Source organism: Streptomyces sp. NPDC051677 (genome assembly GCF_044453465.1).
In the GTDB taxonomy this organism is placed as follows: Bacteria; Actinomycetota; Actinomycetes; order Streptomycetales; family Streptomycetaceae; genus Streptomyces.
The window spans coordinates 101,052-121,271 of the sequence record NZ_JBITCT010000029.1 but is presented as its reverse complement, the minus strand read 5'-3'; the positions used below and the strand labels follow the sequence as shown (position 1 = coordinate 121,271).

Genomic DNA, 20,220 nt, shown 5'->3' with positions numbered 1-20,220 from the left:
CCGTGACCGCGACGACGACACACCCCGTTCAACCCGTGCTGAGTGCGCGCAGACGCTGGACGGTACTGGCCGTCTGCTGCCTGAGCATGTTCCTGGTGGGCCTGGACACCACCATCGTCAATGTGGGTCTCCCGGCCATCGGGCGCGGCCTGGACGTCGACACGCGCGGTCTCGAATGGATCGTGGACGCCTACACCCTCGTCCTGGCCAGTCTCCTGATCTCCTCCGGCGCACTGGCGGATCGCTTCGGACGCCGCCGGGTGTTCCAGTGCGGGCTGGCCGTGTTCGGCGCGGCCTCACTGCTCTGCGCGCTCGCCCCGTCGGCGGGCGTACTCGTCGCGGCCCGCGCCCTGCAGGGCGTCGGCGCCTCGATGCTCAGCCCCGTGGCACTCGCGATCGTGGTGAACGCGATGCCTGACCCGAAGGAGCGGGCGCAGGCGATCGGCATCTGGGCGTCGGTGTTCGGACTGAGCATGGCCGCCGGACCCGTCACGGGCGGCGCGCTGCTGGCGGGGCTCGACTGGCGGGCCCTGTTCTGGATCAACGCACCCGTCATTGCGGCCGCTCTGCTGCTCAGCGCGGTGTTCGTGCCGGAGTCCCGCGCCCAGCGGGCCCGGCCGCTCGACCTGCCCGGCCAGGTCCTGCTGACCATGGTCCTCGCAGTCGTGGTCGGCGTCCTGATCGAAGGGCCGCGCATCGGGTGGACGTCGCCTGCGGCGCTGGCGGGATACGCAGGGGCTGCCGTGACGGCAGTCGGATTCGTGTGGGCGGAGTCCCGTCGACCTGAGCCGCTGATGGATCTACGGCTCTTCGCGCGCCCGGCGTTCAGCGGCGCCGTCGTGGGCGCGCTGGCGGTCTTCGTCGCCCTGAACATGACACTGCTGTTGAACACCCTCTACCTGCAGCACACCCGGGAATGGACGCCGCTGGCCGCCGGCGTCGCGACCTTGCCCCTGGCCGTCGGAGCGACCGTCTGCGCCCCCTGGTCCGGCCGCATGGTCGGCCGCACGGGACCGCGGCTGCCGCTGCTCCTCGCCGGCGGTTTCATCACGGTCGGCGGGCTCTGCATGGTCCGGCTCACCCCGCACACGAGCGTGCTCCTGCTTCTGGCCGCGTACTCGCTCATCGGCGTCGGGTTCGGCTTCGCCAACGCCCCGCTCACCAACACCGCGGTCAATGGACTGCCACTCGCCCGTGCCGGGGTGGCCGGGGCGATCACCTCCACCGCACGGCAACTCGGCTCCGCCCTCGGCATCGCCCTCGCCGGCGGGCTGGTCGCGGCCACCAGCCCGACGGGGCTCGCACACGCGTCCCGCCCGGGCTGGATCCTGGTCGCCGCCTGTGGCGTACTGCTCTTCCTCGTCGCCCACGCAGCACGGCCGAAGGAGGCCGCCATGGGCCCCGCCTCCTCACTCACGCCCCCTTCTCATGCGCCCTCACGGTCACCGGTCGGGGGCGACCGTCCGAAGGGAAGTCGCATGCCGTGAAGGGTTGTTAGCGCACACATTTGACGTGGGTCGAGACACGTCGATCCCCCATGAGTTCGAAGACTCTTCCACCGGTGCGGTCACGGAACCCGGGGCGGCCCGCTCAAGAATCCGCCCTCGGCGGACGGCCCCGGCACCCTCCGCGCCGCACGCCTCGGAGGAAAAAGCAGACCGTTTGTTTCCACAGTCTTGACTGTCGCGCAGTGTTGACCATCCCCAGAGCCCAGCGTACAAAAGGCAGGGCCGGAAGAACGGAAGATCATCTTCAACCGCGTCAGATCGACGTATGCACTGCGTTCCATCTCAGGACCGGTCACCGCTGCGCGGTGACGCACTCGCGCTCGGCTGCCGCGCTCGAACAGGGCGCCCGCCGACCGCCCGTACCCGTTTCCCTGCAGCTCCGGATCAGTGGCGTCACCCAAGCGCCCACGCATGTGAGCGTTAACAAATTTCTGCTGAGCGATGCCGAGTCAGTGCCGAGAGCCGAGCGCCGACTCCGGCTCCGAATCCAACTCCGGCTCCGGCTCCGGCTCCGGCTCCGGCTAGGTCGCCGTCTCTTGGCAGCAATTGCCCGTGTCCGCGCATCGCCGCGCACGGTGCATCACCATGCACCACAGCACCTCAGCACCGCCGCACCGCCGCACCGCCGCACCGCCGCACCGCACATCACTTGTCCAGCCTCCCCGCGCACACGGCGCCGGGCTTGAGAAGAACGCATGACGGAAGAGGTTCACAGTGATACGTAGACACCTGAGAGGGCTCCTGCTGTCAGTGGGATCGGTCCTCGCGCTTCTCGCCGGCATCCTGGGCGGGGTGGTGAGCACCGCAGGCACGGCCCAGGCAGCGTCGTCCCTGCCCTGCGACATCTACGCCGCCGCCGGGACGCCGTGCGCGGCAGCGCACAGCACGACACGGGCGCTCTACGCCTCCTACAGTGGCGCTCTTTACCAGGTCAAGCGCGCCTCGGACTCGGCCACCACCAACATCGGCCTCCTCAGCACCGGCGGCTACGCCAACGCCGCGGCCCAGGACTCCTTCTGCTCCGGCACGACCTGCATCATCACCAAGATCTACGACCAGAGCCCGAACCACAACGACCTGACCATCGAAGGGCCGGGCGGCAACGGCGGCCAGGACGTCGGCGCGATCGCGAACGCCCTGCCGGTCACGGTCGGCGGCCACGCGGCGTACGGCATCTTCGTCTCCGCGGGCGTCGGCTACCGCGACAACGCCACCACGGGCATCGCCACCGGCAGCTCCCCCGAGGGCGCGTACATGGTGACCAGCGGCCACCACGTCAACAACCGCTGCTGCTTCGACTACGGCAACGCCGAGACGTCCGGCAACGACACCGGCAACGGTCACATGGACGCGATCAACTTCGGTACGGAGTGCTGGTTCTCGTGTTCCGGCGCCGGATCCGGCCCCTGGGTCGAGGCGGACCTGGAGAACGGGCTGTTCTTCGGAGGGAACGGCGCCAACTCGAACAACACCGGCATCTCCAGCGAGTACGTCACCGCAATGGAGAAGAACAACGGCACGACCACCTACGCGATCAAGGGCGGCAACGCCCAGTCGGGTTCGCTGACCACCTGGTACAACGGGGCGCTGCCCAACCTCGGCGGATACACCCCGATGCACTTGGAGGACGCCATCGTCCTCGGCACCGGCGGTGACAACAGCAACGGGTCGGACGGTTCCTTCTTCGAAGGCGTCATGACCTCCGGCTACCCGACCGACGCCGCCGACAACGCCGTACAGGCCAACGTCACCTCCGTCGGCTACACCACCCCGACCGTGACCTTCCCTGTCGCCGGCACCGCCTACCGCCTGACCAACACCAACTCCGGCAAGGTCCTGGACGCGGTCAACTGCGGTACGGCCAACGGGACTTCGATCGACATCTGGGCCTCGCTCGGCAACACCTGCCAGCAGTGGAAGTTCGCCGGCGCGGGCAACGGCCACTACACCATCACCAACGTCAACAGCGGCACGGTCCTGGACGACAAGAACTGCGGGCAGAGCAACGGCACGGCCGTCCAGCTGTGGGCCTCGCTCGGCAACCGCTGCCAGCAGTGGGACGTCACCAAGGTCGGCAGCCACTACACCATCACCAACGTCAACACCGGCATGACGCTGGACGTCGCGAACTGCGGCACCGCCAACGGGACCGCGGCCCGCCAGTGGCAGCAGCTCGACAACACCTGCCAGCAGTGGGACATCGCGCCCTGACCTGAGCGATGTGTCAACGGCGGTCTGCCGACCCTCGTGTCGGCAGACCGCCCGCTTTTGCCTGCCGGCCGGGTCGGCTTCAGTCCCGGTGAGCGACTCGACCGAGATCGTCCCCCTCCTGCCTCGCCTGTCCCACCTGCCTCTCCTGTTCCCATCCTGCCTCGCCTGTCCCACCTGCCTCTCCTGTCCTGTTCCCATCTACCTCGCCTGTCCCACCTGCTTCGCTTGCCTCGCCTATCCCACCGCTCCCACCTGCACGACCCGCATGATCGTGAAGTGGACGGTCGGCTGCCCGTCCGTGAGGCGGACGCGGGCCGTGCCGGTGAGGTGGAGCGTCGTACCGCTGCGCTCGTCGAGGAACAGAACTCCGGCGCGCGGGTTGAGAACGAGGTTGCCGAGTGTCATGAACATCGAGTTTCCGGGATATTCCGCCCAGGTCAGCTCGGTCGGCGACACGACCTCGACGAAGCCGGGCTCCCCGCCCCGATGACTGGCGTCGGCGGCGCCCGTGTCCGAGGCCGTGGCGATGAAGAAGGTGTCCGCTTCCGTGATCCAGGCCCGCTGGGCCGGGGTGAGCGACTCGCCGAAGGCGGTCGGTCCGGAGGCGAGGGGAGGACGGGCCGCGCCGCTGCGGTGACGCAGCCGCCCGGGGCAGTTGGTGAAGACCTGGGCCGTGTCGATCGCGAGCCCTCGCCGGGTGGGACGGGCCAGCCCGTTGACCCTGAGCCTCAGTCGCCTGCGCGTGTCGGGAAAGAGCACACCGATCTCGAACGGCCTGCCCTCCAGCGAACCGCCCTGAGACCGACCCCCCTCGACCCCACCGCCCTCGAACGGACCGTCCCCCAGCGAACCGCCCTCAGCCCGCCCACCCTCGGCCCCACCACTCCCGAACGGACCGCCCCCCACCGAACCGCCCTCAGACCGACCGATCCCAGCCTGACCGTTCTCGAACGGACCCACCTCTGACCGATCGGCCTCCGCCCGACCGCCCTCCGCCCGACCAGCCTCCGCCCGACCGATCTCGAGCGGATCGATTTCGGACAGCCCACTCCCGGACCGGCCACTCCAGCCGCCCCCGGACCCGCCGCCCCCAGCCCAACCGCTCCCGGACTCGCCACTCCCGGACCCGCCGCCCCCAGCCCAACCGCTCCCGGACTCGCCACTCCCGGACCCGCCGCCCCCAGCCCAACCGCTCCCGGACTCGCCACTCCGGGACCCGCCGCTGCCGGACCCGCCGCCCCCAGCCCAGCCTCTTCCAGCCCAGCCACCCCCAGACGCCCCTCCCCCATCCCAGCCACCTACGGACGCCCCGCCCACACCCCCGCCGCCCCCCAGTCGAAGCGGTAAAGGAAGTCGTTCCGGTTCTGTGGTCAAGGAGAGGGAATGGGGGCCGGTGCCTCTGGCGAATCCTGGAGGGCCGGTCAGGGCGGAGGCCCAGACGAGGCCGTCGGAATCGGTTGATCCGGTCACTGCCAGAGTCTGCATTCCGATAAAGGCCACTAAAATGTCCGTCAAACCTTTCCGGATCACTCTGGACGATCGTTCGGCTTCGGCCGAACGACCCAGCATCTCCTGTATTTCACGTTCGCCTCGATGGTAATTCACCGTGATGACAACTCCCTTCAAAAATGGGCGGAATGATACGCTCCGCACTTTTTCTGAACCCCGCTAAAAGGTGACAGATCGTCACATACCATCGGCCTCCCCGCCCTTCGTCAGGGTGCCGTCCACGACGGCCTGCGGGCATACAGACTTCATCCAGTGAGGCCGCCGCAGAATGGCCGAGGCCTGCCGCCCCGTCCGGGCTCGGGCGACACACAGGAGACGGAAAGAAAGGCCGGATCACGCCCTTGTTCTTCCGCCTCATTGAATGCCCTCCCGCTTCGCGCAATCGGCAGGCCGGCGTCACGTTCACGGCACGCGTGACAAAGGGGGAAGGGAGCCCGCTGCCTTCCGGACGACGGTGAATGCCTTCATGCCGAAACTTTATTCGTCCAGTGAATCCAAGGGGAAACTCATGCCACAAGTCGGCAGCTCCAAGGGTCGGGCAGCAACCGGCGACCCGTTCCTGTCCACGGTGGACACGATCGGCGCATGGCTCGGTTCCGCACCCGGGAAGGTCGACTCCGTCCTGTCGGGCAGCGAGCGGGACCGCGTCCTGGGCGAGGTCGCCGACATCAACAGAGCCGCTGCCCTGGGCGATCAGAGCGCCCTGTATGCGCAGCAGTACCTGCTCGACCGCATCTACCAGTTGCACACCAAGATCCCGCAGGGCGAGAACGCCGAGGGTTCCGTCGCCGTCTACGAGATAGGCCGGCTGCTGGAGACCGCCACCGCCGAGGCCCAGGACCGGCTCATCGATCCGGCCCTGCTCGACGAGGCGCCCACGGACCCGCGCGAGTACCTGTCCTGGCTGAAGCAGATGGCCCGTGGTCACCGGGTGTACAAGCACCCCTACTACCACGAGTTCATCCGCAACACGGCGACCGAGAGCGACCTGCGCAACTACGTGATGCAGGAGTCGGTGGTCGACGGCCGCTTCGACGATCTGCTCGCGCTGATGCAGGTGGGCACCGCCGGCGAGGCCAAGATGGAGATCGCCTCCAACTTCTGGGACGAGATGGGCAACGGCAAGCCGGCCGAGGTCCACACCACCCTCTTCAACAAGATCTTCGAGGTCTTCGAGATCTCGGAGGAGGAGCTGGAGCGCTCGCTCACCGCCACCTCGCTGCTCAACGGGAACCTCGCGGTCATGCTGTGCCGCTACCGCTCGCTGTACCCGGAGGCCGTGGGCTTCCTGGGGATGACCGAGTGGATGGCGCCGGACCGGTTCGTCCAGGTCGTGCACGCCTGGGAGCGCCTCGGCCTGCCGGAGGTGGGCATCACCTACCACCGGCTGCACATCACGATCGATTCCCAGCACGCCCAGGGATGGTTCCACAACATGGTGCTGCCCGCCGCCGAATCGGCGTACATGCGCCGCGCCATCGCGCGCGGCATCCTGTGGCGGCTCAACTCCTCCGCCGCGTATCTGGACGAGCGCATGCCGTCCGCCGTCTGACGTCCCACCGCCCACTCCGTCTGGAGGACAGAACATGCCGCTCGGCAGTGAAGGGTTCGTCATCATCGACCTGCCGGATGTCTCGGCCGACATCCTGCCCAGTTACGACGACTGCCCGGTCGACGAGTACATGGGCCACGGCACCCGCTTCAAACGGTTCTCCCAGTACCGGCTCAGCCCGCAGGGCGAGCAGGGGTGGTCGTTCGAGCGGCTCGCGCACCGGGACTACACGACGTACAAGAAGTTCAACTCGGTCGGCGGCGGCATCCGCCGGGTCTACGAGCCGATCAAGGTGGACTTCACGCCGCTGATCGAGGCCGGCATCCGCGAACTCGGCCTCGACCGGTCCGAGGACTGGCAGATCAACGTGCACCAGAACCGGACGCGTGCGGACGGCGGGAAGCCGGGCCCGCTCACCCCGGAGGGCGTGCACCACGACGGGCACGAGTTCGTGATGATCGCGGTCCTCAACAAGGTGAACGCGGCCGGCGGCCAAACCCGCCTGTGGCACGAGGGGGCCGACGAGCCCTTCTGGACCGGCACGCTCGAACCGGGTCAGGCGGTCCTGCTGGACGACCGGGCGCTCGCCCATGACGTCACCGACGTGCTCTCCGGGGACGGCGGCCCGGGCCACCGGGACATCGTCATCATCGCGTTCTCGCGGTGGGCGGAGAAGTGGTACGGCGAGGAGCACGACGCAGCCGCTCTCGCCGAGAAGTAGACCGGAACGCGGGGGAGCCCCGGGGCCGTCGTGACGCGACGCCCCGGCGCTCCGCCGCGCCCAGCAGCGGAGGGAGACCAGCCGTGACCGACTTCTTCAAGTACCAGGCGGCGGGCAACGACTACCTGGTGATCGATCCGCGCCACACCGATTTCGCCGTCAGCCCCGAGACGATCCGGCTGGTCTGCGACCGGCACCGGGGGATCGGGGCGGACGGTGTGCTGTACGGGCCGCTGGAACAGCCCCGCGCCGGGGCGCCGGTGCCGCTCGCCCTGTACAACTCCGACGGTTCCGACTGCGGACGCAGCGGCAACGGGCTGCGGATGTTCGCCCTGCACCTGGCCGCGCAGGAGCCCAACGGCTGGGCGGACGGGCGGGAGTTCACGCTGCGCACGGCCGCGGGCGAGTGTCCGGTGCGGATCCTCGACGCCGCCGCGGGGCGCGTGGCGGTCGGCATGGGCCGCCCCAGCTTCGACGCGGCCGATCTGCCGCTGCTCGACGAGGACGGCGCCCCGTACCGCGGCCGGGCGGTGTCCGTGCCGCTGACGGTGGACGGGGATCGGCTGATCATCACCTGTGTGTACAACGGCAACCCGCATACCGTGGTGCTGGTGGACGACCCGACTCCCCGGCTGGCCCGCCTGCTCGGACCGAAGATCGCCCGGCACCCCCGTTTCCCCGAGGCAACCAATGTGCAGTTCGTGCGCATGGCGGGCCGGAACGCCTTGGAGGTGGAGGTCTTCGAGCGGGGCGCCGGCTATGTGACGGCGTCCGGGGCCGGCGCCTGTGCCGCGGCCTCCGCGGCGCGTGAACTCGGACTGTGCGACGAGCGGGTGGAGGTCAGGATGCCGGGGGGCAGTGTGGAGATCGGCTTCGGGGCGGACGGCCGGGTCACCATGACCGGAGACGCCGAGCAGGTGGCCGTCGGCACGTTCGCGCCCGCGCTGCGCGCACGGCTCGGCCGGCTGGCGACGGCGACCGGGGCGAGAGCCGCAACGGCCGGGGCCGCCTCGTGACCCTCTCCGTCGAGCGCGCCCGCGACTATCCGATGCAGCGGTGGGTGTTCGAGGACGCCGCGGGGCGCTTCGACATCGACCTCGGCGACAGCAACATGCTCCCCGGACACCTCGACGACCTCAAACTGCCGGCCGGCCTGGAGCTGGACTACGGCCACGACCACGGCCTGGGCGCGCTGCGCGAGGCGGTGGCGGGACTGTACGGCGGGTCGCCCGACTCGGTCCTCATCACCCAGGGCGCCCAACAGGCCCTCTACCTCGTGTACGCGTCGCTGCTGAGCCCCGGGGACCGGGTGATCGGTTTCCGGCCGGGCTGGCAGCAGTCCTGGGACGTGCCGGCCGCGCTCGGCTGCCGGGTCGATCTCGTCGGGTTCCGCCCGGATCTGAGCTTCGACGTCGAGGCCGCCGAGGCCGTCGCCGGGCCCGACGTGAAGCTGATCGTGGCCAACAGCCCGTGCAATCCGACCGGTCGGCGCATAGCCGAGCGGGACCTGCGCGCCCTGGTGGCTCTCGCCTCGCGCACGGGCGCTCAGCTGCTGCTCGACGAGGAGTACGCGCTCGACCTGTCCCGCTCCCCCGCCCTCGACGGCGACCGGGTGATCTCCGTGTCGAGCCTGTCCAAGGTGTACGGCTTCCCCGGGCTGCGGGTGGGCTGGCTGTACGGTCCGCCGTCCGTGGTGGCGGGCTGTGCCGAGCGCAAGTTCCTGTCCACCATCTCCAATTCGGTGCTGTGCGAGACGCTGGCCCGCGAGGTGCTGGCCGACCGTGAGCGCCATCTGCGGTCGTATCACGAGCTCACCGGGCAGGGGTTGTCCCTGGTCAGGGAGTTCGCCCGGCGCAACGCGGACGCGGTGGACCTCGTGGAGCCGGAGGGCACGCCGTTCGCCTGGCTCTGGCTCAGGACCGGGGAGGAGCCGCTGGCGATGTGCCGCCGGGCCCTGGACCTGGGGGTTCTGCTGATGCCCGGCGAAACCCTCGGCGCCAGCGACGGTTTCCGGATCTGTTTCGCGCGCTCCCCCGAGGCGGTGACCGAAGGGCTGCGCCGCGTGGAGAGCGTGCTCAGGCCCGGCGCCCGCACGACGGCACCGCCCCCGAGCCGCTGACGCGAACCACTGACGCAAACCACTGACGTCCCCGAGCCCCTGACGCCTCCGCCCCACCGACTCGCCCGCACCACCGACTCGCCCGCCCCACCGAATCGCCCGCACCGCTGACGTCCCCGTAACGCCCCGTTGGAAAACCACCGTGAACAGCCGATTGGAGTCCTGTGACGATGAGCGCCTCGCTCCCCGACGAGTCACGCATCCAACTGTCCTTCGGGCAGGAGCAGTTGTGGTTCCTGGACCAGATGAGTCCCGGGGAGACCACCTACAACGTCATCCAGGCCTACCGGCTGCACGGTCCGCTGGACGTGCCCGCGCTGGAGCAGGCCCTCAACGTGCTGGTGGCGCGCCACGAGCAGCTGCGGGCGACCTTCCACTCGGCGGACGGTGTCCCCTACCAGGTCGTCACACCGGCGCAGGACCGGCCGCTGCCGCTTCGCGACCTCTCCCGGCTGGCCCCCGACGAGGCGGAGAGCGCGCTGAGCGAGGCGCTGCAGACCGAGGCCGACACCCCGTTCGACCTGGCCGCGGGGCCGATCTCCCGGTTCCTGCTGTTCCGGCTGGCCGCCGACCACCATGTGCTCTGCCTCGGCTTCCACCACATCGTCACCGACGGCTGGTCCGGCGGTGTGATCAGCCGTGAGATCTCCCAGGCCTACGGGGACCTGGCGGCGGGCCGCACGCCCGCGCTCCCGGAGCTGACGGTCGGCTACGGCGACCACGTCCAGGAGCAGCGCCGGCAGCAGGCCGACGGCGTCTGGGAGGAGGAGCTCAAGTTCTGGCAGGAGCGGCTGGCCGGGCTGGAGGCGCTCGAACTGCCCGCCGACCGGCTGCGGCCGGCGGAGCCCTCGCAGAGCGGCGAGACCTTCGTGGTCGACTTCCCCACCGACCTGCTCACCAAGGCACGTTCCCTGGCGCAGGAGCAGGGCGCGTCGCTGTACATGGTGGTGGCCGCGGCGCTGAACGTCGTGCTGAGCCGGTACAGCGGCCAGGACGACATCGCCCTCGGGGTGCCCATGCTCGGCCGTACGGACCCCGAACTCGAGGACGTCGTCGGCCTGTTCATCAACATGACGGTGCTGCGGTCCGACCTGTCCGGCGGGGTCACCTTCGCCGAGCTGCTGGAGCGCATCACCGACGCCAACCTCGACATGTACGACAACCAGGACGTGCCGTTCGACCGGGTCGTGGACCGGGTGCAGCCGGTCCGGGACGCGGGCCGCAACCCGCTGTTCCAGATCGCCTGCCAGCTGCTCGGCGAGACGACCACCGGCGACGCGTTCCAGCTGGCGGGCCTGACGGCCGAGACCATCACGGTGGCGGGCACGCGCTCCCGGTTCGATGTGTCCTTCAGCTTCGTCGAGGGCGTCGAACGGCTGCGGCTGATCGTCGAGTTCGCGACCGACCTGTACGACCGCTGGCGCGTCGAGGCCCTGGTGCGGCACTTCGAGACCGTGCTCGCGGCCGCGGCGGACGCCCCGGACACCCCGGTCTCCGCGCTGCCGCTGCTGTCCGGGAGCGAGCGCGAGGAGCTGCTCGCGGTCGGACGGGGCCCCGACTTCGACTACCCGGCGGAGCCGGTGCACGCGACGATCGCGCGGATCGCCGAGGAGCACCCGGAGCTGGTCGCGGCGGTCTGCCGCGGGGTGGAGATGACGTACGGCGAGCTGATGCGGCGGGCCGGGAAGCTCGCCCGGTACATCCGCTCCCGGGGCGTGGGCCGCGAGCAGGTGGTGGCCATCGCGATGGACCGCGACCTGGACGCCCTGGTGGCGATCCTGGGCGTGATGGCATCCGGCGCCGCGTACACGATCATCGACCCCTCGCACCCCAACGCCCGGCTGGACCACATGCTGCGGGACACCGCGACACCGCTGGTCATCACGCGGAAGGCCGCGCTGGGCGACCTGCCCGACTCGTGCGGCTGGGAGAGCCTGCGGATCGACGCCGACTGGGACGTCATCGAGGCGCAGCCGGACGACGTGCCGCTGGCGGAGTGGGCGGAGCCGACGTCGCTGGTGTACGTCCTCTACACCTCGGGCTCGACCGGGCGTCCCAAGGGCGTGATGATCGAGCAGCGCGGTCTGCGCATGTTCATCGAGGCCTACCGGCGCAGCTTCGGCGAGTGGACCCACGAGGACCGGCTGCTGCAGCTGCCGGCGCTGACCTTCGACATGTCGCAGGGTGAGATCTTCGCCGGTCTGATCAGCGGTTCGGCGATGGTGCTGGTGGCGCCGGAGGATGCCTCGTCGCCGGAGTCCCTGGGCGCGCTGATCCGGGATCAGCGGGTCACGTACGCCGGTCTGTCGCCCGCGATCCTCTCCGTGGTCGAGGCGGGGCCGTACCCGGATCTGAAGTACATCATGGGCGGCGCGGAGGCCCTGCCGGCCGAGCTGGTCAACAAGTGGAACCTGCCGGGCCGCAAGTTCGTGAACCTTTACGGCCCGACCGAGGCGTCGGTGGCGACCACCGAATACCTGTGCGAGCACAAGGAGTGGCAGTCGTCGCCGCCCATCGGCCGGCCCGAGTTCAGCCGGCTGCACTACGTCGTCGACAAGGACTTCAACCTGGTGCCGGTCGGCGTGCCGGGCGAACTGCTGATCGGCGGCGACGAGGGCCTGGCCCGCGGCTATCTGAACCTGCCGGAGCTGACGGACGAGAAGTTCGTCCCGGACCCGTTCCTGGGCGAGGGCCGGGTGTACCGCACGGGTGACCTGGTGCGCTGGACCCGGGATCTGCAGATCGATTTCATCGGCCGCCTGGACAACCAGGTGAAGCTGCGCGGGCTGCGGATCGAGCTCGGCGAGATCGAGTCGGGGCTGCTGACGCACCCGAAGATCCGCATGGCTCTGGTGCTGCTGCGGGAGGACGGCGGGGAGAAGCAGCTCGTCGCCTACTACACGGTGCTCGGCGACGCCTCGCCGACCACGGCCGAGCTGCGCGAACACCTGGGCCGCACGATGCCCGAGTACATGGTGCCCACGGCCTGGGTGGAGCTGGCGGAGTTCCCGCTGACCCCGGCCCGCAAGATCAACCGGAGCGCGCTGCCCGCTCCGGTGTCCGCCGCCGCGGACGGCGCGGCGAGTTTCGTCGCCCCGGGGACCGCCACGGAGGAGAAGGTGGCCGAGGTGTTCGGCGCCGTGCTGTCGATGGAGCAGGTCGGAGCGGACGGCAGCTTCTTCGAGCTGGGGGGCAACTCGCTGCAGGCGATGCGGGTGGTGAGCCGGCTGAACAAGCACTTCGGCGTCAAGGTCAACGTCCGTCTGCTGTACGGCGGGGCCACGGTCGCCACCATCGCCGCGGCCGTCGACGGGCTGACGCAGGCCAAGAAGGCGGCGGGTGCGCATGCTTGAGACCCCGCGGGCCGCGACCGCGCCCCCGGGCCGTCGGCAGGGCGGCCCCGACTCCGGCGCCACTGCCGGCGCCGGTTCGGGCTCGGCGCAGGCCCTGCTGCTGCGGCGCGGGGCGGAGCTGCTGACCCGGACCGATCCCGAGCTGGCGGGGCTGCTCGACCGGGAGGTGGAGGAGCAGACCGCGACGCTGGCCATGGTGGCGTCCGCCAGCGTCGCGAGCCCGTCGGTCCTGGCCACGGGCGGCGCCGCCCTGTCGAACGTGACGGCCGAGGGGTATCCGGGGGCCCGCTACCATCCCGGCGCGGGCCGCTTCGACGGGGTGGAGCGGCTGGCCGCCGACCGGGCCCGGCATGCTTTCGGCGCCCGTTACGCCAACGTCCAGCCGCACTCCTGCTCCTCGGCGAACCAGGCCGTGCTGGCCGCGTTACTGCCCCCGGGCGGCACCCTGCTCGCCCTCGACCTGGACGCCGGGGGCCATCTCACCCACGGGTCCCCGGCCTCGGTGACCGGCCGCCACTACCGGGCGGTCCACTACGGCCTGGACGAGCGGGGGTTCGTCGACTACGACCAGGCGGCCGAGCTGGCCCGGGTGCACCGCCCCACCGTGCTCATCGCGGGGGCCAGCGCCTATCCACGGACGCTCGACTTCGCCCGGTTCCGGGCGATCGCGGACTCCGTCGGGGCGTTCCTGGTCGCCGACATCTCGCACATCGCCGGTCTGGTGGCCGCGGGCGAGCACCCCAGCCCCGTCGACCTCGCCCACATCACCACCACCAGCACCTACAAACAGCTGGGCGGCCCGCGCGGGGGCCTGATCCTCATCGGGCGGGAGCACCGCACGCCCGGCCCGGACGGGCGCACCCCGCTGGACCGGCTGATGCAGCGGGCGGTGTTCCCCCAGTCACAGGGCACTCCGAGCCCGGCCTCGATCGCCGCCAAGGCGCACGCCCTGAAGGCGGTGGCAGAACCGGCGTTCAAGGAGACCATGCGGCTGGTCGTCGACGACGCAGCGGCCCTCGCCGGCGACCTGGCGGGGCTCGGCCACCGGGTCCTGACCGGCGGCACCGACAACCACATGGTGCTGCTGGACATGGCCGAGCGCGGCATGACCGGCGTGGTCGCCGAACGCGCCCTGGAGGACTGCGGAATCCTCACGAACCGCAACCGCATCCCCGGCGACGACAAGCCCCCGCTCGTCGCCGGCGGCCTGCGGCTGGGCACGAACGTCCTGGCGCAGCGCGGCATGGGGCCCGCCGAGATGCGGGTCTGCGCCGGTCTTCTGCACGAGGTGCTGTCCGCCACCACCGTGCTGTCGGACACCGAGTTCCGCACCGACCCGGCCGTACGCGACCGGGTGCGGGCCGAGGTGGCCGTCCTGTGCCGCATCCATCCGCTGCCCTTCGGAGCCGCCGTCCCCACCGCCGGCGTCCCCGACCTCGCCCCAGGAGAGAGGCCTTGACCCTGAACGCTTCCCCCCACGCTTCTTCTCCCACCCCCTCCTCTGCTTCCTCCTCGGCGGCTCCCCGTTCGGCGCCCCCCGCCCTGCTGCCGACGGACCGGCCGCGGCTGCCCGGAACCGCCCCGGACCGCACGGGCTCCGCCCGGGTGCGGCTCGACGCCTGCACCCGCACCGCCCCGGACGACGTCCTCCTGGCCGGGTTCACCGCGCTGCTGCACCGCTGGACGGGCCAGAGCGAGTTCGCGTTCGCCGCGCGCACGCCCACGACGGGCGCGGTCCGCCTGACCTGCGCCGTCACCGCGGCGTCCACCCTCGCCGGGCTGGCCCGCGGTACGCCCGCCGACCCGGCACCGGCCACGGACCCCGCGCCGCCGGACGAGTTCGAGCTCGTGCTGCACCCGCCGGGCGAGCACGACGACGGCCCGCGGGTCGCCGAACTGCGGTACCCGCCCGCCCTGTTCGACCGGGACACCCTGGTCCGGCTGCTCGCCTGCTACCGCACCCTGCTGGCGGACGGGCTGGCCGACCCGGACCGTCCGGTCTCCCTGCTGCGGCTGCTTCCGGAGACCGAGCTGCACCGCGTCCTCGTCGAGTGGAACGCCACCGACGCGGACCTGCCGCACGACGTGTGCCTCCACACCGCGTTCGAGGCCCGCGCCGCCGAGTCGCCCACCGCCCCCGCGCTCATCGGCGGCGGCAGCGGCGCCGACCGGCGGACCTGGACGTACCGCGAGGTCAACGAGGCGGCGAACCGGCTCGCCCACCATCTGCGCGAGCTGGGCGTCGGCCCCGACCGTCGGGTCGGCATCTGCCTGGAGCGCTCCTGGGAGCTGCTGGTCGCCGTCCTGGGCGTGCTCAAGGCGGGCGGCGCCTATGTGCCGCTCGACCCCGACTACCCCGAGCAGCGGCTCGCCGCGATGATGACCGGCACCTCCTGCACGGCCGTGATCAGCCGCAGCGGCCCGGCCGCCGGACTTCCCCTGCCGGACACCGCGCCGGGCGGTCCCGTGGTGCTCCTCGACCGCGACGAGGCCCTCCTCGCCGCCCGTCCGTCCCACAACCCGCAGGGCGGCGCCGGCCCGGACGACCTCGCCTACGTCATCCACACCTCCGGGTCGACCGGCGCCCCCAAGCCGATCGCCCTGCGCCACCGCGGGGTGATGAACAACATCGCGGACCTCAACTCCCGTTTCGGCGTGGGCGCCGGCGACCGCGTCCTCGCGCTGTCCTCGCCCAGTTTCGACATGTCGGTGTACGAGTTCCTGGGGCTGACGACCGCCGGCGGCGCCGTGATCCTGCCGGACCCGGAGCGGGCCAAGGACCCCGAGCACTGGGCGGACCTGCTGGCCGCCCACCGGGTCACCGTCTGGAACTCGGCGCCCGCGCTCCTCGACCTGGTCGTCACCCACCTCGACAGCGTCGGCGCGCCGCCGCTCGACGACCTGCGGCTGGCGCTGCTCGGCGGCGACTGGATCCCCGTGTCGCTGCCCGACCGGACCCGCGCGGTCGCTCCCGGACTGCGCTTCATCGCCCTCGGCGGGGCCACCGAGTCGTCCATCCACTCCACCCTCTACGAGGTGGAGAAGACCGACCCGCGCTGGACGAGCATCCCGTACGGGCGTCCCATGGCCAACCAGCGCACCTACATCCTCGACGACTCCGGCCGGCCGGTGCCTCCCGGCGTGCCCGGCGAGCTCCACCTGGCGGGCGTCGGTCTCGCCCGGGGCTATCTCGGCCGGCCCGAGCAGACGGCGGAGCGGTTCCTCACCTGGTCCTGCGGCGAGGTGACCGACGAGCGCCTCTACCGGACCGGCGATGTGGCCCGCTACGGCGCCGACGGTCTGATCGAGCTGCTGGGCAGGTCCGACTTCCAGGTCAAGCTGCGCGGGCTGCGCATCGAACTCGGCGAGATCGAGGCCGTCCTGCGCGCCCACGACACGGTCCGGGAGGCGGTCGTCACCGCGCACCCCGACGGGTCGGGCGACCAGCGGCTGGTCGCCCATGTGGTCGCGACGGCGGGCCGGACCGTGTCGCCGGAGGCGGTCGGCGAGCACGCCGCGCGGTCCCTGCCGCGCTTCATGGTGCCGGGCGCCGTGCTCGTCCTGGACGAGCTGCCGTTGACGCCCAACGGCAAGGTCGACCGCAAGGCGCTGCCGGCCCCGCCGGAGCCCGTCGGCGAGCCCGAGGGGACGTATGCGGCGCCGGTCACGCCGACCGAGCGGACCGTGGCCGACGTCTTCGCGACCGTGCTGTCGGTGTCCCGGGTCGGCGCGGACAGCAGTTTCTTCTCGGCCGGCGGCAACTCGCTGCAGGCCATGCGGGCCGTCACCCGGCTCACCAAGCACTTCGGGGTGCGGGTGAACGTCCGGCTGCTGTACGGCGGCAGCACCGTCAGCGGCATCGCCGCCGTCATCGACGAGCGGCTCGCGCAATCGGCACCGACCACGAACGGAGCACCGGAGCAGTGACCGAACTCTCCGTCGGCAGCATCGTCCCCCTCCGGGCGACGGGCAGCCTGCACCCTCTGCACTGTGTCCATCCGGTCTCCGGCTCGCCCTACTGCTATGCCGGCCTGACCCATCAACTCGACCCCGAACGCCCGGTGTTCGGCTTCGAGGCACCCGGCTTCGACGGCGTCTCCGAGCCCGCCACGTCCATCGGACAACTGGCCGAGCTGCACACGGCCGCCCTGCGAGCGGCCCGCCCGCACGGCCCCTACCAGTTGCTCGGCTGGTCGCTCGGCGGGGTCGTCGCCTACGAGATGGCACGGCTGCTGGCCGCCGCGGGAGAGGAGGTGCCGTTGCTCGTCATCGTCGACGCGGCGCTGCCCGGGACCCAGTCGGTGCCGCCCGAGGACCAGCTCGCCCGCTACTTCCTGTACGACTTCCTCGGCGTGACGAGCGACCGGGCGCCCGGCATCGACAAGGCCCTTGAGGACCTGAGCCCGCACGCGCGGCCGGCGGAGGTCTTCGCCGCGGTGGAGCGCGCGGAGGCCGTGCCCGAGGAGTTCGACGCGGAGTTCCTGCTGGAGCGCTACGCCCTCTTCCGCACGCATGTCGTGGCCCTGCGCCGGCACTCCGTGACGTCGGTCCACGAGGGACCCGCGATCCTGATCAAGGCGGCGCGGTCGGTGGAGAACCTCCTGGACTGGCGTCCCCACCTGAGCCGGCTGACCGAGCACACCGTGCCCGGCGACCACCACTCCGTGTGGCAGGAGCCCGGGCTGACCGCCATCAGCGCCATCGTCGACCAGGCCCTACGAGAGGCAACGCCAGCATGACGGAGCACGGCACCCACGCCGAGACGGTCGCCGAGGCCGAGCCGGACAGTCCGCCCCGCTCGCTCTGGCACCACCGGGACTTCATGGTGTTCTGGACGGGCGAGGCGCTCTCCCTGTACGGCACCCAGATCACCAACCTCGCGCTTCCGCTCACCGCGGTACTGGTCTTCGACGTGGGGGCCGAGCAACTCGGGCTGCTGCGGTTCACGCAGCTGGTGCCGTTCCTGGGGCTGGCCCTGCTGTTCGGCGTGTGGGTGGACCGGGTGCGCAAGCGGCCGGTGATGCTGGGCGCCAACCTGGTCCGGATGGTGCTGATCGGCCTGGTCCCGGTCCTCTACCACTACGACCTGCTGGCCCTTCCGCTGCTGTACGCGCTGGCGCTGGGCGTCGGGGTGGCGTCGGTGCTCTTCGACGTCAGCTGGATGTCGTACGTCCCGGTGCTGGTGAAGGACCGGCGCAGTCTGCTGGAGGCCAACACCAAGCTCAACGCCACGCTGTCGTCGGCGGACATCGCCGGGCCCGGGGTGGCCGGCACGCTGGTGAGCGCGTTCTCGGCGCCCTTCGCGATGACCGCCAACGCCTTCTCGTACGCGGTGTCGGTGCTCTCTCTCCTGATCATCAGAACCCCGGAGCCCGCCCCGGAGACCGCGCGCGAGAAACGGCCGCTGCGCGCCGAACTCGCCGAGGGCCTGCGCTGGGTGTTCGGCAACCGCTGGCTGCGCGCGATCGGGCTCGTCGGCTGCTCCTGCAACTTCCTGCTGACGATGGTGCAGTCGCTGTTCCTGCTGTACGCCGTGCGCGACAAGGACCTGTCGGCCGCCGCGGTCGGCTTCGTCATGGGCGCGGCCGCTGTGGGAGGTCTGCTGGGCGCGCTGGTGTCCGGGATGGCAGTGCGCCGGCTGACGGTGGGCCGCGCCTACCAGGTGTCGGTCTCGATCATCTTCCTGGGCCCGCTGCTGATCCCGGCGGCGACCGGTCCCCGCTGGATGCTGATGATCCTGTTCGTCGCCTCGTTCTTCCTGGAGTACTTCGGCAGCAGCGTCTCGAACGTCCTCATCGTGAGCCTGCGTCAGACCATCACCCCGCAGCATCTGATGGGCCGGATGACGGCCGCGATGCGCATGCTCCTGTACGGCGGCGGTGCGCTCGGCGGCCCCGTGGGCGGTCTGCTGGCGGCGGTGGCGGGGCTGCACGGCGCCCTGTGGATCGCGGGCGTGGTCTCGGCGGCGATGCTCGTCCCGATCATCCTGTCCCCGGTCGGCCGGCTGCGCACGATGCCGACGGGTCCCGAGGACGGCGCCGTCGCCGCGGCGTGAGGACAGCGGCCCGCACGAGCGTGGAGGCGTCGTGCGGGTCAGCGGCCGTACCCGGCCACCAGGCCGGACCGCTCGCGCTGCTCGACGCGCACCCGGCTCGCGCCCGCTCCCGTGACGGCCACCGCCGCGGGATGCGTCCCGGCGACGACCAGGTCCGCGAGGCCCGCTTCGGGCCGGACGGACGGACGGCCGGGCCAGGCGAGCACGGCCGGCGGCCGGTCGGGCGCCGACACCTCCAGCTCGCGCGGCGACACGGTGAGGCCCACGCCGAGGGCCTTCAGCACGGCTTCCTTCCGGGTCCAGACACGCAGGAAGGCGGGCCGCCGCTCGGCCGCGGGCAGGGCGTTCAGGGCGGCCAGTTCGGTGTCGGAGAGAGCGGCCCGCGCCGCGCTGTCGACGTCGAGGGGACTGCCGTCCTCCTCGACGTCCAGGCCCACCTGCCCGCCCCGGCACACGGCGACGCCGATGACCGCACCGCTGTGGGTGACGGAGAAGTCGTAGGGCGCGGGCGGGTCCGGGACGTCCAGCCGGACCTTGCCGTGCGGCCCGCCGCAGCGCGGGCACACCCGCCGCAGGGGCACGTCCGCCGGGGCCACGCCGAGCAGTTCGCCCAGCAGCAGCCGGCTCAGGGCGCAGCCGACCAGGAAGCGGGCCCGGTCGTCGGGGCGGACGGTCGCGTCGAGGCGGCCGCGCTCCCGGGGGTCCAGCAGGCGCAGCAGGCCCTCGTGGGCGTCGCCGAGGCGCGCCCACGAGACCTGCACCAAGGACACGAGACCGGCCTGGGGACTGGTGCGGGGAACGGTCAGTGCACGGCGCGCAGCATGCGCGTCACGTTGATGCGCGTCGGCGACAGGCCGAGTTCGACGCTCTGCATCATGCGCTCGCCGTTCAGCCGGCCATAGGCGAGCAGATCCACGTTGGCCAGGCTGAATTCGGGCCAGGTGTGAATGCTCAGGTGCGAGGCGGAAAGCAGGAGAATCGCGGTGACGGCGCCGTTCGGGAAAACGTGCGACGCCTCACCGAGCACCGTGGCGTTTCCCTTTTCGGCGGCCGTGCGCAGCACCTGGAGGAGGCGCGCCTCGTCGGTCAGGATGCTGTGGTCGCTCACCCATACGTCGACGGCATAAGAGCACAGATCGTCGACGTTTATACCCTCGGTGGCGAGGTTGGCGGAGTTGGTCATGGGGAACCG

Annotated in this window: 14 protein-coding genes; 11 read left to right on the top strand and 3 right to left on the bottom strand. The window is 71.3% G+C overall.

The genetic code is table 11. The features are described from left to right. The first annotated feature begins 35 nt into the window (after positions 1-35). Together ACIBAF_RS30005 and ACIBAF_RS30000 are read left to right on the top strand one after the other, a co-directional pair. Positions 36-1,487: an MFS transporter gene (locus ACIBAF_RS30005; protein ID WP_399467198.1), complete on the top strand. Its 1,452-nt coding sequence runs from the start codon at positions 36-38 to the stop codon at positions 1,485-1,487. A gap of 735 nt (positions 1,488-2,222) precedes the next feature. Continuing rightward, positions 2,223-3,719 carry an arabinofuranosidase catalytic domain-containing protein gene (locus tag ACIBAF_RS30000; RefSeq protein ID WP_399467196.1) on the top strand — a complete coding sequence of 499 codons (1,497 nt, stop codon included), beginning with the start codon at positions 2,223-2,225 and terminating at the stop codon, positions 3,717-3,719. A gap of 234 nt (positions 3,720-3,953) precedes the next feature. On the opposite strand, the gene ACIBAF_RS29995 is transcribed toward ACIBAF_RS30000, so the two are convergent. Further along, positions 3,954-4,478 carry a pyridoxamine 5'-phosphate oxidase family protein gene (locus ACIBAF_RS29995; protein WP_399467195.1) on the bottom strand — a complete coding sequence of 175 codons (525 nt, stop codon included), beginning with the start codon at positions 4,476-4,478 and terminating at the stop codon, positions 3,954-3,956. Positions 4,479-5,736: 1,258 nt separating this feature from the next. Here ACIBAF_RS29995 and ACIBAF_RS29990 point away from each other — a divergent pair. From ACIBAF_RS29990 to ACIBAF_RS29950, 9 genes are all read left to right on the top strand, one after another. Beyond that, entirely contained in the window at positions 5,737-6,780 is a 1,044-nt protein-coding gene (locus ACIBAF_RS29990; RefSeq protein WP_399467194.1) for an iron-containing redox enzyme family protein, read from the top strand. A 34-nt stretch (positions 6,781-6,814) separates the two neighbouring features. Continuing rightward, positions 6,815-7,501, top strand: a complete 687-nt coding sequence (locus tag ACIBAF_RS29985) for a 2OG-Fe dioxygenase family protein (protein WP_399467193.1) — start codon at positions 6,815-6,817, stop codon at positions 7,499-7,501. An 83-nt stretch (positions 7,502-7,584) separates the two neighbouring features. Then, on the top strand, positions 7,585-8,517 hold the full coding sequence (gene dapF / locus ACIBAF_RS29980) for a diaminopimelate epimerase (protein WP_399467192.1): 933 nt from the start codon (positions 7,585-7,587) through the stop codon (positions 8,515-8,517). Then, positions 8,514-9,620: an aminotransferase class I/II-fold pyridoxal phosphate-dependent enzyme gene (locus ACIBAF_RS29975; protein ID WP_399467191.1), complete on the top strand. Its 1,107-nt coding sequence runs from the start codon at positions 8,514-8,516 to the stop codon at positions 9,618-9,620. The genes dapF and ACIBAF_RS29975 overlap by 4 nt, the downstream gene beginning before the upstream one ends. A gap of 170 nt (positions 9,621-9,790) precedes the next feature. After that, a complete protein-coding gene (locus ACIBAF_RS29970) occupies positions 9,791-12,973 on the top strand; it encodes an amino acid adenylation domain-containing protein (protein ID WP_399467190.1) in 3,183 nt (1,060 codons plus the stop codon). Next, the gene (glyA, locus tag ACIBAF_RS29965) at positions 12,966-14,432 is read left to right on the top strand and encodes a serine hydroxymethyltransferase (protein ID WP_399467189.1); all 1,467 of its coding nucleotides are present in this window, start codon (positions 12,966-12,968) and stop codon (positions 14,430-14,432) included. The genes ACIBAF_RS29970 and glyA overlap by 8 nt, the downstream gene beginning before the upstream one ends. Beyond that, positions 14,429-16,900 (top strand): amino acid adenylation domain-containing protein, encoded by a 2,472-nt coding sequence (locus tag ACIBAF_RS29960; RefSeq protein WP_399467188.1) that lies wholly within the window; start codon positions 14,429-14,431, stop codon positions 16,898-16,900. Before glyA ends, ACIBAF_RS29960 begins: the two co-directional genes overlap by 4 nt. Then, on the top strand, positions 16,897-17,712 hold the full coding sequence (locus ACIBAF_RS29955) for an alpha/beta fold hydrolase (protein ID WP_399467187.1): 816 nt from the start codon (positions 16,897-16,899) through the stop codon (positions 17,710-17,712). Before ACIBAF_RS29960 ends, ACIBAF_RS29955 begins: the two co-directional genes overlap by 4 nt. After that, positions 17,709-19,028 carry an MFS transporter gene (locus ACIBAF_RS29950; protein WP_399467186.1) on the top strand — a complete coding sequence of 440 codons (1,320 nt, stop codon included), beginning with the start codon at positions 17,709-17,711 and terminating at the stop codon, positions 19,026-19,028. Before ACIBAF_RS29955 ends, ACIBAF_RS29950 begins: the two co-directional genes overlap by 4 nt. Before the next feature lie 38 nt (positions 19,029-19,066). Here the strand turns inward: ACIBAF_RS29950 and ACIBAF_RS29945 are convergent, their stop codons facing one another. Together ACIBAF_RS29945 and ACIBAF_RS29940 are read right to left on the bottom strand one after the other, a co-directional pair. Next, complete coding sequence (locus ACIBAF_RS29945; protein WP_399467185.1) at positions 19,067-19,798, bottom strand: 4'-phosphopantetheinyl transferase family protein; 732 nt, start codon at positions 19,796-19,798, stop codon at positions 19,067-19,069. A gap of 32 nt (positions 19,799-19,830) precedes the next feature. Beyond that, positions 19,831-20,211 (bottom strand): S-adenosylmethionine decarboxylase family protein, encoded by a 381-nt coding sequence (locus tag ACIBAF_RS29940; protein ID WP_399467184.1) that lies wholly within the window; start codon positions 20,209-20,211, stop codon positions 19,831-19,833. Positions 20,212-20,220 lie beyond the last annotated feature (9 nt).